Source organism: Lysinibacillus sp. G1-3, assembly GCF_056322905.1.
This window is the reverse complement of sequence record NZ_JBWHYQ010000014.1, coordinates 54,656-67,483: the sequence shown is the minus strand read 5'-3', so window position 1 is coordinate 67,483 and position 12,828 is coordinate 54,656. Positions and strand designations below refer to the sequence as shown.

Here is a 12,828-nt window from a genome sequence, read left to right as displayed (position 1 = left end):
CCTGCGATAAAGGCGGTTGAATGAAGTGGAAGATGGATGACATCTTCAAGCTGGGTGGTACCGCGTTAGTTTATAACGTCCCTGCATGCAATATTTTGCGTGTAGGGACTTTTTTGTTTCTCCCTACACGGAATTATTAAACACTTAGGAGGAGTAAAAATGACGAACGATTTATTACAAGACTTAGAATGGCGCGGATTGTTATACCAACAAACTGATGCTGAAGGTATGGCCAAATTATTAGATGAACAATCTGTATCTTTATACTGCGGTGTTGATCCAACTGCGGATTCTATGCATATTGGACATATTGTGCCTCTTTTAACGTTACGTCGATTCCAAAAGGCGGGCCACCGTCCAATTTTATTAGTTGGTGGTGCGACAGGGATGATTGGAGATCCATCTGGACGCTCTGAAGAACGCCAATTACAAACTGTTGAGCAAATTGATAAAAATGTTCAAGGTATCCGTAGCCAATTAGAGCGTATTTTTGAATTTGCAGAAGATGGCAATGGTGCTCAGTTAGTTAATAACCGTGACTGGATTGGCAATATAAATACGATTGAGTTTTTACGTGATTATGGGAAATTAATTAACGTGAACTACATGTTAGCAAAAGATACAATTGCATCACGCCTTGATACAGGGATTTCATTTACTGAGTTTGCGTATACATTAATTCAAGGTATTGATTACAATCATTTATACAACCATTACAACTGTCGCATTCAAGTTGGTGGCTCTGATCAGTGGGGGAATATTACAACTGGTTTAGAAGTTATTCGCAAAACACATGAGGAAGAGACAAAAGCTTTTGGTATCACAATTCCGTTAGTAACGAAAGCAGACGGTACGAAATTTGGTAAAACAGCAGGTGGCGCTGTATGGTTAGATAGTGAGAAAACATCTCCATATGAGTTCTACCAATTCTGGATTAACGCTGCGGATGCTGATGTTGTAAAATACTTAAAAATCTTCACATTCCTTTCTCGTGAAGAAATTGAAGCTTTAGCAGTATCTGTAGAAGAGGAACCACATTTACGTAATGCACAAAAAGCACTAGCTGAAGAAATGACTCGTTTAGTTCATGGTCAAGAAGCGTTAGACCAAGCGATCCGCATTACAGCTGCTTTATTCTCAGGTGACTTAAAAGCACTTTCTGCTGATGAAATGAAGGATGCGTTTAAAGATGTTCCTTCTATTGAAATGGCAAAAGAAGATAAAAATATCGTGGAGTTACTTGTGGAAGCAGGTATTTCTCCTTCAAAACGTCAAGCTCGTGAAGACGTAACAAATGGTGCGATTAGCGTGAACGGCGAGAAGGTCACTGAATTAGAATATGTCATCGACAGCAAAGATCGTTTAGAAGATGCATTCAGCATTGTTCGTCGCGGCAAGAAAAAATACCATATGGTAAAGTTTGTTTAACTCAAACCTACAAATCATGGCATCCCCTCAAATTTGAGGGGATGTTTATCGTTTTGTTTGTCCTATTGAATAAAGTATGGCTCTTCTTCGGCAAAACGAGGGGTTGATTCCGTTCCGGCTGGGGGCTTTGTTGCTGCCGCTACGCTTTCGCACAGTTAAAACATTTGTTGCTGCCGCTACGCTTTCGCGCAGAGCCGCTTTTGATGTTGGTCACGAGGCGTTTTCACTGGATGTGATGCTCTTAGCCTTCGTTCCTCTATCGCTGATCCCGAAGGAGTCGCCCAGCCGTAACGGTCAACCAATTCATATAGCATGCTGGCAGCGTCTGTCTTCTAGATTAACGGTCCGAAATGATGTATGTAATTTTTCACATCCTTGTTAAATCAGCAAAAAGCGTATAAAATCTGATAGAAATACGGCTTAAATAATGGAGAAAACCTTTATATATCGTTTAAGTAGTATGAAAACAAAAAAAGTAAAAGAGTGAGGAAATGTATAAACACAAAAATTCGTTCATTGTAGCAACTACAAATATTATCGGTATTTGTTTAATTCCAATCATTTATGTATTCATGCTAAGAAACACCATTGAATCATTTATGTTTAACATTACGATTTTCCCTTTAGTTATTGCATCCATCAATATTATTCTTTGGTTTAGTAAATTCAAACTTAAATTTTGGCAACATGTGCTTTGGGCTTATGTAGCTTCATTGTTGTCCTTTATTGTTTCATATATTTTAATAATAGACCCTAATAAAGAAATGCCTCTCGGTGAAGTAGACGGAGATTTGATATACATTATGCTTATCACAATCGAGCAGTCTATTGTTTTACTAGTGTTAACGGGCATTCTTTATATAGCGAAGATACTTTTTACAAAAAAATAAAAAAATTTAGAAGAAGGTTGTTAAATAGATATTAGAAAAAGGAAGTAATACCAAGGATCAAACCCTTGGTATTACTTCCTTTTCTATTACAAACTTCGGTGCGAAAACAAATCGACAGCAACAGATGTACAATGGCTTTAACTGTTAATTAGTCTGTTCCATTATAAGTAACCATAATCTCATTTATAAATCATAAAATTTATATAAGTTCTACACGATTGTTGATTGGAGTGGAAGGCTACTCGACTCCCGTGGGAAAGCGAGTAGCCTGGGACGGAAATCACTCTCATTTAAAGCGTTACAATATTAACAAAGACTTCCTTGACCGTTTCTTTTAACTATCTAAAAAACTAGGAAGCTTTATGTGCTCATATTTTTGGGGGTGAAGCAAATTCGCAAGCTTTAAGGCACCCTCTAAAAGGCGTGGTGATGGACGACAATAAAGCCATTCCTCCATTACATGGAGTTGTTTCATTTTAACGGCACGTAGCTCCTGCGCATGGGAACGCTTTAATAAATTTGCGGGTTGAATACGCTCGAAGGCAACTCCTACCCAAGCCATCATAATATAGTCTGGGTCACGCTTTACTACATCAGCCCAATCAGTTTGTACGCTTGCAAGTTCTACATCCTGAAACAGATTTTGCCCACCTGCAATGGCACTAATTTCAGTTAGCCAATTAATGTTACCTGGAGTAAAAATAGGATTTGGCCACCATTCCCAATAAAGAGTAGGCTTTTTAGGAATCGTTTGAGCAACTGTGCGGAGACGAGCAATACATTGTAAATATTCCTCAGAAATTTCTTTAGCACGACCTTCAACCCCACAGGCTTTCCCTAAAGTATGGAGATCCTGTGCGATTTCCTCTAATGAATTGGCATTAAAAACAATGTGGGGAATATTTCTAGCTTGTAACGCTTCAATATTTTTTTCCATGCCTGGGACACTTAAGGATGCGAGTACAAGATCAGGATGTAATGCTTCTAATGCATCCATATCAATTGATAAATCAGGGCCAAGCTGAGGTAAGTCTTTTACTGCTAATGGCCAATCCGAAAAATCATCGACACCAACAAGCTGATCAGTCAGGCCTAAATAAGCGACTAGCTCAGTATTACTCGGACAAATTGAGATTAAACGCATCTTCTTATCTCCAATTCTTTTTAAGAAAAGTATAGCGAGAGTTGGGTTCACATACAATGCCCGAATGTTATCCATCCGCAATAAAAAAGCATGCCTACAAGAGACATGCCTTTTGTTTACTATTAAGAAAGTGCGATAGCTTCGAGTGATTCTTCTTTTTTCGCTACAGGGCCCATCGCATTTGTAATAATTTGTTTAATGTCTTCTAAAGTTGCTTTACGTGGGTTTGTTGCAGCGCATACATCTAACATTGCGTTTTTCGCTAAGATTTCAATATCCTCATCCTTCGCACCTAATTCGCGGAAGCCACTTGGAATGTTCAAATCCCTAGAAAGATTTTCGATTGCTACAATTGCTTTCTCAGCTGCATCACGTTTACTTAACGCTTCAACGTTCTCGCCTAACAATTCTGCGATTCTCGCAAAACGCTCAGTACGTGCTGTTAAGTTGAAGCGGCAAACATGTGGCAATAGAATAGCGTTACATACGCCATGTGGTAGATTATAGAAACCACCTAATTGATGAGCAATTGCATGCACATAGCCAAGCGATGCATTATTAAACGCCATACCTGCTAAAAATTGTGCGTAAACCATTTGCTCACGTGCTTCTAAATCTGCACCGTTTGCATAGGCACGTGGTAAATATTCAGGAACTAGCTGAAGTACCTTTTCTGCACATGCATCAGTAATTGGTGTTGCGTTTGTCGACACAAATGATTCGATTGCATGTGTTAATGCATCTAAACCAGTAGCCCCCGTTAGAGCAGGAGGTAAGCCAATCATTAACTCAGGGTCATTAATCGATAGTAGTGGAGTGACATGTTTGTCCACAATGGCCATCTTCACTTTACGAGCTGTATCCGTAATAATTGTGAAGCGAGTCATTTCACTTGCTGTACCAGCGGTTGTGTTAATAGCGATTAAAGGAACCAGTGGGTTTTGTGATTTGTCAACGCCCTCGTAATCATGAATGCGTCCACCATTCGAAGCAATAAGTCCGATACCTTTTGCTGCATCGTGTGCACTACCGCCTCCAAGAGAAACGATTGAATCACAGTTTTCAGCATGATACACTGCAATCCCGTCTTCAATGTTTTGATCTGTTGGATTTGGTTCTGCTTTCGGGAAAATTGCTACATCTATTCCAGCAGCTATAATGATGTTAGCAATTTGTTCAGAGAGACCTAATTTGTGTAAGCCCTCATCTGTTACGATTAATGTCTTTTTCACTTCTAAATCATTTAAACGTTTACCAACTTCTTGAATTGCTCCAGGTCCAAATAAGTTTGTTTTCGGCATAACAAATTGCTTTAGAACGTCTGACATAATTCCAACCCCTTTAAAATAATTGTTATTGCTTGAATGATGGCGAACCACCTTTCGAAATTCATAGTATTCTATTCCTTGTAAAAGTTCAACTCGTATTTTTATTAAAATTGTTAATTTTAATCATGTTATTATTTTACAAAAAAGATAGATAGGTTTTTGATATGATAAAAGGTTGAATTGTCTAAGAGTGTTAAATTAAAGACGTTTAGGAAATTGTTTTCCTATGAAAGTGAAATATATTTTTGGGAAATGTGTTCTATTTTGAAGGATTGTTGAATAGTAAATAACTGATATTTGTTTTTAATATAATAGTAGTGATTATGGTGTTTTTTAATTGCGTAATTACTATTTTAAAGTACATAAAATCGTCATACTTTATAGGTATTTTAAAAATTATTCGACTCTCCTTTTTAAATTGTTTAAGGAAATCCATAATGCGAGAACTACATAAAGAATGACAGTATATCCGAGTAATGCGCACATATAGAAAATTGCCTTTGAATCTGAACTGATTGGAGGATAACCACTGTGAGCATTAAAATGATATACCTCCTGCTCAGTACCGAACCAAATAGCTACTAATAAAAAGTTGATTAGAAGAAGAGCCAGTAAAGCTTTTTTATGAAATGTGATGTGCAGCAGACTTTCTTTAAAAATAATTGGACGGTTTATTTTCTTGCTTTTAAAGGGAACTAAGAAAAAAATCATGATGCCACTATAGACTAAAACCAGCACAGTAAGTTCAGAAACTCCCATTATTTCCTCCTTTGAATTTCTAATATTTCCTATTTAGACTTCCGTAAATATAAAAGGGTTCCTTTTTCATTGATATATCAAATATTAAATTTTTTATTTTTTAGGCACTTTTCAGGGATATTTGCAATTTTATTGAATAATATTTCAATGAATATACTTTCAATAAAGAGGTGAGGGAGATGTCAATTAGACATGAACAAAAAGAACAACGAAGGGTCTTAATTTTACAATCTGCATTAGATTTGTTTATTCGAAAGGGGTATGGTGAAACGAAAGTTGCTGATATTGCTAAAGCTGCTAATATGAGCATGGGGTTGCTTTTTCATTATTTTGACTCTAAGGAAAAGCTTTATGAAGAGCTAATTCGCATAGGATGTGAAAGACTTCAGATGGATTTTAGTTTTACTAATGAATCACCGTTAGCTATTTTTACAGCTGCTGCTGAGGAGTTGTTTGACATGATTCGTACAAACCCATCTGCAGCAAAAATGTTTGTCCTAATGGAGAATGCACAACATCTTGATTCCTTGTCGGAAGATTTAAAAGAAATGCTTATGGAAGCAGATAAATTAATGAAAAAGAGTATTCCATTAATAGAGAAGGGGCAATTGTTAGGTGAAATTAAACAGGGGAATGCTGAAGCGCTTGCAGTAGCATTTTGGTGTTCTATTCAAGGAATCGCTCAATACGTTGCGCTGCATCCCGAGACTCCTTGTCCCGATGCGATGTGGATTATTTCAATCCTTGAAAACAAGGAGGAGGATTGAAAAATGAAAACTAAACGCAACATAATAATCTTTATAGTTGTTGTTTTGCTATGTGGTTGGCTTGGTGTTTTTGTAGATCGCTTCATCCCTGAACAGCCTAGAGGTGACACACTTGGGATGGGTATTTGGTTAGTATTTCCGCTGCTGACAACTATATTGTTACGTGTCTTTGCGGGAGATGGTTGGCGAGATATAGGCTTATTGCCTAATTTAAAAGATAACATAAAATGGTATATTGTCTCGCTCCTAGTCTATCCTGTCGTCACTTCTATAGTTTTGTTAGTAAGCTATCTATTTGGCTGGATGGATTTTTCGGATTTTAATGTAGATACATTAGTTTCAGTTTTTGCTGGTGGTTTACTGATTCAATTTGTTAAAAACTTTTTTGAGGAATCAGTTTGGAGAGGTTATTTGACAAGTAAACTTTTAACGTTAAAAGTAAATGATTTTTTGCTGTATTGTATCGTTGGTGGTGTTTGGGGAGCGTGGCATATGCCGTATTTTTTAGTGTTCCTATCAGAAAGTGATATCCTAAGTGTGCTTCCTGTGAATAGGTGGTTATTTGCGTTAATAGGTATTGTGACGATGATTTGCTGGACAGTAATGTATACAGAAATTTATTTAATGACGAAAAGTATTTGGCCACTTGTCCTTATGCATATGACAGAAGATGCACTTGTGAATCCACTAATTCTTGATGGCTATATAAAAATTGCTCAAGGGAAAGAATTCCTTGTTTCCCCCACAGCAGGCATTATTACTACAATGCTTTACCTATTGATCGGGCTTTTATTACGAACTAAACGGAAAAAGTATCAACTGCAAATGAAATAGTTCCATTTCTATAAACTCGCTTGCAAAGAACGGTTGAATACAGTTAACGTCCTACCCTCTACTTATATTATAACCCCATCTGAAAATTATTTATAGACTACATTTTCGCCCATTCTTTACCTTATACTGTTATACGCAAGTCAAAAAAGTATAAGGGGTGCGTTTATATGAATGACAAAGAAAATATTTTAGATCCCGGTCCGTTCTTTCATGGTACTAAAGCAGAACTGAAAATCGGAGACCTGCTTGAACCTTTGCACTTATCCAATTATCAGGATAAAAAATCAAACCATATATATTTTACTGCAACATTGAACGCGGCTAAATGGGGTGCTGAATTAGCAAGATCTAACTCAAAAGAGAGAATTTATATTGTAGAGCCATTAGGTGATTTTGAAAATGATCCGAACGTAACTGACAAACGATTTCCTGGAAACCCAACACGTTCTTATAGGTCTAAATCTCCTTTGAAAATAATAGCTGAATTAAATTCATGGGAAAGACATTCCGATGAAGAAATAAATCATATGCTTACTTTTTTAAAAAAGTTAAGTGAACAAGGACAATATGTAATATACGATTGATTCTCACATTACTACAACTCCCGCCAAAGACATGAGCTAACGGGGGAATTACAAAAAGGTAACGTAGCTTGTAACAGGAATGGGTAAATTTACATGAAGAAAATTGGGTTGCGTAAGCAGCTCTTTTTTCTTTGTTGAACTAACGGCGCAGTATAGTGGAGGAAGAAAGGTATTTGCAATGATAACTTATTCGCTGCATGTATTAAAAACTATGGGGTGATGATTCAGTTGAGATATACTCCAAAAAAGTAATATTAATTTAAAAAAAGGAATAGTTGAATTGATAAGGAAAGAGTCCATTTGAGGAGTTTAATTCAAAATGGATTCTTTTCATTTTATTATAATTAAACAAAAACAACATATTATTTTTAATAAAGTTAAAAAATATTTTCACATTATTTATAATTATGTTAAACTTATGTTAATAAAAGTAAATGGGGGGCATAGACGTGGATATTAACAATATTCCAAATTGGATTTTAGTCTTGGAAAATGAGGATTTAGAGTTTGTTAAAAACTTAGTACTTCATTCAGGTTCTTTAAAAGAGATTGCAAAGGTTTATGAGGTATCGTATCCAACGGTAAGACTTAAACTTGATAGATTAATCAATAAAATAAAAATGAATGATGCCGTAGAAAACGAGGAATTTATTAAATTTATCAAGAGCCTGTCGATTGATGATCGCATAAGTGTAGCAGATGCAAAATTAATTATTGAAAAATATAAACAAGAAAGAGATGAGAAATAATGTTATTTGGTATTTATGGGGTTTTTATTATTGCAGGTATTTTAGCTGTTCAATTCTTCTTTTCAACTAGGAACAATATCTATTGGGGAGCAATTTTACCAGTTGCATATATTGTGTTTTTGACATGGCTGTTTGTAACGAATCATATTGAAAGTAATATGGGCTTTATCCTCTATCTATTATTAGGGATACTTTTCCTATGTGCAGAATGGAATGGAGGTAGAAAGTATCTTCACGAGAAAAGAAAAAAGGAACTAGATAAAATGAAAACTCACGACATGAAATAGAGAAAATGGGAAGTTATTAATTATTCGCATAAGTCGTACTAATATTTAATAGGTGGAGTCAAAATGAAATATCTTAATTTTAGGCAAAAAGAGTTTTTGTAAAGTCTTAATATCTTAGTTTATTTCACTAACAGGGAGCTTTAGTTAAATTTTGATTCACGAAATATCAAAACAAAAAGGCAGAGTTTTTTCTACACGTTTTGTAGATTAAATCTGCCTTTTTATTTTTAACAGCAACAATCTTTTGGAAAACAGCATAATTTTTAATGTATAACCATGAGTATGCTCCAGTCATGCGGACACTAAAATAACCCTAACCAAAAGGGGTTATATATTTAATTGCAAAGGTTTTACAAAAGAAAAAAGCCTTGGAATCCTTGAATTAACAAGGTTTCTAAGGCTTTTTGTGTTGTTGCTAAATGCAACGAAGTTTTATTAACGAGAGTAGAACTCTACGATGAATGCTTCGTTGATTTCAGCTGATAATTCAGAACGCTCTGGAAGGCGAGTGAATGTACCTTCTTTTTTGTCAGCGTCAAATGTTAAGTAGTCAGGTACGAAGTTGTTTACTTCGATTGCTTCTGTTACTACAGCAAGGTTTTGAGATTTTTCACGAAGAGAAATCGTTTGACCTGGTTTTACGCTGTATGAAGGGATATCAACGCGTTTGCCATCTACTAAGATGTGGCCGTGGTTTACTAATTGACGAGATCCACGACGAGTACGAGCTAAACCTAAACGGTAAACTAGGTTGTCAAGGCGAGTTTCAAGAAGAACCATGAAGTTTTCACCGTGAACACCTTTCATTTTACCAGCGCGGTCGAATAGAGTACGGAATTGACGTTCGTTCATGCCGTACATGTGACGAAGTTTTTGTTTTTCTTGAAGTTGTAAACCGTATTCTGATAATTTTTTACGTTGGTTTGGACCGTGTTGACCTGGTGCGTAAGGGCGTTTTTCGATTTCTTTACCTGTACCGCTTAGTGAGATACCAAGACGACGTGATAATTTCCAAGATGGACCTGTATAACGAGACATATTGTTGTCTCCTCCTTTAAATTTGGTTTTTTTGTTGTAAAACAAAAACCAGTAGTACCCATTCTTATACGCATTTTATTTTCATGTATTTTCGCCTATGCAGCCGTTAGGTTACACAATACACCATCTATTTGAATCTGTTTAGTTATCCTAAATAAAATAGAGGAATAAAATACAGTAATAAGCTCATACCACTGCTGCGTTTATTTTACACAAATTTCATTGTAACTGCTTATTACATAGACGTCAATTATAACACAAACTATTTTCAAAAAAGAACTATAGTAAATATTTCCTTTCAGGACACAGTGCGAAATTTTGGAATAGTTAATGATACAGTGTGCGGTGTAAAATGTAAAAGTAAAGCAGAATAACATAGTCAAAATGACACAAATTATGTATAATATACAATAAGTTAATAGTAATTGATTTGTACGTTATATAGAAAAGGTGATTTCATGACAGACCATTTACAAACGCTAAAATATATAAAATCAGATGTTTTGAGCATTTGGGTGAGTTCTAAAGAACAAACTGGTTTAAATGAGTATTTTCACCCATTAGAACAGTGTCTAAAGAAGCGTTTTGGGATTGTAAATATGGCATTCCTCAGTTTTGAAGGTAATTCTTTAATACCTGTAGAAGAGATGGCTACTTTAACAATTGAAACGAAACTAAATGCTGTGTCATGGTTAATGATTGAAGCTAGTTTTTATCAACAGAGAATGGTGGAAATTCCTTATATATTGAAAGAAAAAGAAGCCTATTCGAAGATGACAGATATGGTTCTTTTCCAAGTAGAAGGCAAAAATCCAATAGGTGTGCTTCTTGTAGAGGCAACAGATGCTTGGACAGACTTTATGACTTCTAATTACGGAGAAGAAAGTATAGAAACGCTTACGAAAGTTCTTCAGTTGATGAGAGAAAATTATGAAGTAAAAGTGAATGAAAATCAATATAGAAAATTGTATAACATGACAGATTTATTTCATTCAACAATGGATATTGATTTAATTTTAGAAAACGTCTTAAAAAATATTAAGGATAATTTCCCCGAATTTAATGTGGAGCTTATACTATCGAATGATCAAGACCGCCATACGACTATCGATATTAAGCTTTTTGATTACTTATCTGAAAGGCCTGCGACTATTGAGGCTTTTGTCTCAGGAGAGCTGACGACGGAGCTTGCTAGCGATTTGAATTGCCGAGTTTTAAACGCCCCTATTAAAGGAAGACAAGCTATTTATGGTATTTTACAAGTAAGTGCACCTACAACGTATCTTTTTTCAACGACTGAAAAAGATTTTGTACGAATGCTAGCGCAAACATCAGGAAATGCGCTTGAAAATGCAAAATTATATCATCAGTCACATCGCCTTGTGAGTGATTTGCAACTCATCAATGAAACATCACATCGTTTAAATATGAGGATAGGCATTAATGAAATGTTACTTTTCCTTCAAAAGCAGTTAATGAAATCATTTCAACCAATGGAAGTTTGTTTCGCTTTTAAGCATAATGACACATTTGAAGTGACGGATGCTAGTACGGCCTTATTTAATACAGAAAAGGGTCAAACATTTATAAAACATGTTGAACAACATTTTAAAAGTACCAACGATCCACTATTTATTGCAGATTTCAGCCGTTTAACCCCTACTCATATTGAATATCGTTCAATTATGGCAATCCCGATTTTAATGGAAGAAAAAATTAATGGCTTTAGTATTGTGTTACACAAGGAGCCATATTTCTTTTCGTTTGATAGCTTTAAGTTAATGCAATCATTAATTCATCACTCTTCTTTAGCAATTGCAAACTCAATATTACGACACCAACTCCAGGAAATGGTAGATTTAGATCATTTAACAAAATTGTATGCAAGAAGTTATTTAGACAAGTATGTAGAAAAGTCACTTATTAATGATCAATCAGGGATGTTCCTACTCATTGATATTGATAATTTCAAACGTGTGAATGATACGTATGGTCATCAAATTGGTGATAAGATTCTTATGCAAATTGCGGTGCAGTTAAAAGAAATGATTGGGGCTCGTGGTATTTGTGCACGCTGGGGTGGAGAGGAAATGTCTGTGTATGTTCCGAATATTGATGAGAAAGAAGCAATCGAATTGGCTGAAGAAATTGTTGCAGTAATTCCAAATACAACAGATCCTCGGGTGACAATTTCAGCAGGTCTCATAACGTGGGATGAACTGTATCGTCCAGCGTTCCAATCTGTTTTCCTACATGCAGATACAGCGCTCTATGAAGCGAAAAATAGTGGTAAAAATCGATTTTGTATGCATGATCGACCGTATCAAATAAATTAATAACTCGCTCCTAAAATTAGGGATGACATCTCGGTGGAGGGTGGACAACTCTTTCGGAATTGTGGCTCATCGGACGCCACAAGGAAAGTGCTCAGAATGAAAATCGACTTCACGAAATAAAACGTTAGTCATCTTTTTATAATGAAATACCCTGAAATGATAATAAATCATTTCAGGGTATTTTTTTTATAAATGGGAGAGTAAGGTTTCTACGAATAACTCTAATCCATCTTGATCTTCCTTAGAAAAGCGATTAAAGATTGGACTATCGATATCAAGAACACCGATGACCTCTCCTTCTTTTTTCAAGGGAATCACGATTTCGGATTGAGAAGCGGCGTCGCAGGCAATATGGCCAGGGAAGTCGTGTACGTCTTTTACGACCATTGTTTCTTCTTTACTTACTGCTGTTCCACATACACCACGTCCAATTGGTATTCTGACGCATGCAGGTAAGCCTTGGAATGGCCCTAATACAAGTTGTTCTCCTTGTAATACATAAAAACCAACCCAGTTAATGTTCGGCAGAAACTGATTTAGTAATGCAGAAGCGTTACTTAAATTAGCAATGCGATCACTTTCTCCTGTAAGTAGGGCATCTAATTGTTTGGCCAACGTATTATATTGCTCGGCAATTGGCCCTTCATAATTGATTTGAGAAAACATAAAAGCACCTCGTTTGAA

Annotated in this window: 13 protein-coding genes and 1 other annotated feature (1 of these 14 running past the window's edge); of the genes, 8 read left to right on the top strand and 5 right to left on the bottom strand. The window is 35.8% G+C overall.

The window, feature by feature from the left end; all coding sequences use genetic code 11:
* Positions 1 to 86: a binding site (T-box leader), on the top strand; it begins 118 nt to the left of the window's first position.
* Between the two features lie 73 nt (positions 87 to 159).
* Positions 160 to 1,428, top strand: coding sequence for a tyrosine--tRNA ligase (gene tyrS / locus ACVYAD_RS15990; RefSeq protein WP_476427106.1), 1,269 nt, complete (start codon positions 160 to 162; stop codon positions 1,426 to 1,428).
* A gap of 491 nt (positions 1,429 to 1,919) precedes the next feature.
* Positions 1,920 to 2,318 carry a hypothetical protein gene (locus tag ACVYAD_RS15985; RefSeq protein ID WP_476427105.1) on the top strand — a complete coding sequence of 133 codons (399 nt, stop codon included), beginning with the start codon at positions 1,920 to 1,922 and terminating at the stop codon, positions 2,316 to 2,318.
* A 334-nt stretch (positions 2,319 to 2,652) separates the two neighbouring features.
* Here the strand turns inward: ACVYAD_RS15985 and ACVYAD_RS15980 are convergent, their stop codons facing one another.
* The 3 genes from ACVYAD_RS15980 to ACVYAD_RS15970 form a co-directional block, all read right to left on the bottom strand.
* Positions 2,653 to 3,462 carry a cobalamin-binding protein gene (locus ACVYAD_RS15980; protein ID WP_476427104.1) on the bottom strand — a complete coding sequence of 270 codons (810 nt, stop codon included), beginning with the start codon at positions 3,460 to 3,462 and terminating at the stop codon, positions 2,653 to 2,655.
* A 122-nt stretch (positions 3,463 to 3,584) separates the two neighbouring features.
* Positions 3,585 to 4,790, bottom strand: a complete 1,206-nt coding sequence (locus tag ACVYAD_RS15975) for an iron-containing alcohol dehydrogenase (protein ID WP_349659180.1) — start codon at positions 4,788 to 4,790, stop codon at positions 3,585 to 3,587.
* 396 nt (positions 4,791 to 5,186) lie between these two features.
* Positions 5,187 to 5,549 carry a hypothetical protein gene (locus ACVYAD_RS15970; protein WP_476427103.1) on the bottom strand — a complete coding sequence of 121 codons (363 nt, stop codon included), beginning with the start codon at positions 5,547 to 5,549 and terminating at the stop codon, positions 5,187 to 5,189.
* Between the two features lie 179 nt (positions 5,550 to 5,728).
* On the opposite strand from ACVYAD_RS15970, the gene ACVYAD_RS15965 reads away from it, so the two are divergent.
* The 5 genes from ACVYAD_RS15965 to ACVYAD_RS15945 all read left to right on the top strand — a co-directional run bounded on the left by ACVYAD_RS15965 (position 5,729) and on the right by ACVYAD_RS15945 (position 8,770).
* Positions 5,729 to 6,316, top strand: a complete 588-nt coding sequence (locus tag ACVYAD_RS15965; protein ID WP_476427102.1) for a TetR/AcrR family transcriptional regulator — start codon at positions 5,729 to 5,731, stop codon at positions 6,314 to 6,316.
* A 3-nt stretch (positions 6,317 to 6,319) separates the two neighbouring features.
* On the top strand, positions 6,320 to 7,150 hold the full coding sequence (locus ACVYAD_RS15960; RefSeq protein ID WP_349659183.1) for a CPBP family intramembrane glutamic endopeptidase: 831 nt from the start codon (positions 6,320 to 6,322) through the stop codon (positions 7,148 to 7,150).
* A gap of 167 nt (positions 7,151 to 7,317) precedes the next feature.
* Positions 7,318 to 7,734 (top strand): NAD(+)--rifampin ADP-ribosyltransferase, encoded by a 417-nt coding sequence (gene arr / locus ACVYAD_RS15955; protein WP_349659184.1) that lies wholly within the window; start codon positions 7,318 to 7,320, stop codon positions 7,732 to 7,734.
* Positions 7,735 to 8,183: 449 nt separating this feature from the next.
* Positions 8,184 to 8,483, top strand: a complete 300-nt coding sequence (locus ACVYAD_RS15950) for a DUF2089 family protein (protein ID WP_142509789.1) — start codon at positions 8,184 to 8,186, stop codon at positions 8,481 to 8,483.
* Positions 8,483 to 8,770, top strand: coding sequence for a hypothetical protein (locus tag ACVYAD_RS15945; protein WP_386830680.1), 288 nt, complete (start codon positions 8,483 to 8,485; stop codon positions 8,768 to 8,770). The genes ACVYAD_RS15950 and ACVYAD_RS15945 overlap by 1 nt, the downstream gene beginning before the upstream one ends.
* A gap of 435 nt (positions 8,771 to 9,205) precedes the next feature.
* Here ACVYAD_RS15945 and rpsD read toward each other — a convergent pair whose 3' ends face one another.
* The gene (rpsD, locus tag ACVYAD_RS15940) at positions 9,206 to 9,808 is read right to left on the bottom strand and encodes a 30S ribosomal protein S4 (protein WP_134021933.1); all 603 of its coding nucleotides are present in this window, start codon (positions 9,806 to 9,808) and stop codon (positions 9,206 to 9,208) included.
* Between the two features lie 458 nt (positions 9,809 to 10,266).
* On the opposite strand from rpsD, the gene ACVYAD_RS15935 reads away from it, so the two are divergent.
* Positions 10,267 to 12,144 carry a sensor domain-containing diguanylate cyclase gene (locus tag ACVYAD_RS15935; protein WP_476427101.1) on the top strand — a complete coding sequence of 626 codons (1,878 nt, stop codon included), beginning with the start codon at positions 10,267 to 10,269 and terminating at the stop codon, positions 12,142 to 12,144.
* Between the two features lie 186 nt (positions 12,145 to 12,330).
* Here the strand turns inward: ACVYAD_RS15935 and ACVYAD_RS15930 are convergent, their stop codons facing one another.
* A complete protein-coding gene (locus tag ACVYAD_RS15930) occupies positions 12,331 to 12,810 on the bottom strand; it encodes a GAF domain-containing protein (RefSeq protein ID WP_476427100.1) in 480 nt (159 codons plus the stop codon).
* Positions 12,811 to 12,828 lie beyond the last annotated feature (18 nt).

Bases quoted from the DNA above. Each gene is read 5' to 3' on its own strand.
- ACVYAD_RS15985 (WP_476427105.1), top strand. From the start codon at position 1,920: ATGTATAAACACAAAAATTCGTTCATTGTAGCAACTACAAATATTATC.
- ACVYAD_RS15975 (WP_349659180.1), bottom strand. From the start codon at position 4,790: ATGTCAGACGTTCTAAAGCAATTTGTTATGCCGAAAACAAACTTATTT.
- ACVYAD_RS15965 (WP_476427102.1), top strand. From the start codon at position 5,729: ATGTCAATTAGACATGAACAAAAAGAACAACGAAGGGTCTTAATTTTA.
- ACVYAD_RS15970 (WP_476427103.1), bottom strand. From the start codon at position 5,549: ATGGGAGTTTCTGAACTTACTGTGCTGGTTTTAGTCTATAGTGGCATC.
- ACVYAD_RS15935 (WP_476427101.1), top strand. From the start codon at position 10,267: ATGACAGACCATTTACAAACGCTAAAATATATAAAATCAGATGTTTTG.
- arr (WP_349659184.1), top strand. From the start codon at position 7,318: ATGAATGACAAAGAAAATATTTTAGATCCCGGTCCGTTCTTTCATGGT.
- ACVYAD_RS15980 (WP_476427104.1), bottom strand. From the start codon at position 3,462: ATGCGTTTAATCTCAATTTGTCCGAGTAATACTGAGCTAGTCGCTTAT.
- ACVYAD_RS15945 (WP_386830680.1), top strand. From the start codon at position 8,483: ATGTTATTTGGTATTTATGGGGTTTTTATTATTGCAGGTATTTTAGCT.
- tyrS (WP_476427106.1), top strand. From the start codon at position 160: ATGACGAACGATTTATTACAAGACTTAGAATGGCGCGGATTGTTATAC.
- rpsD (WP_134021933.1), bottom strand. From the start codon at position 9,808: ATGTCTCGTTATACAGGTCCATCTTGGAAATTATCACGTCGTCTTGGT.
- ACVYAD_RS15960 (WP_349659183.1), top strand. From the start codon at position 6,320: ATGAAAACTAAACGCAACATAATAATCTTTATAGTTGTTGTTTTGCTA.
- ACVYAD_RS15930 (WP_476427100.1), bottom strand. From the start codon at position 12,810: ATGTTTTCTCAAATCAATTATGAAGGGCCAATTGCCGAGCAATATAAT.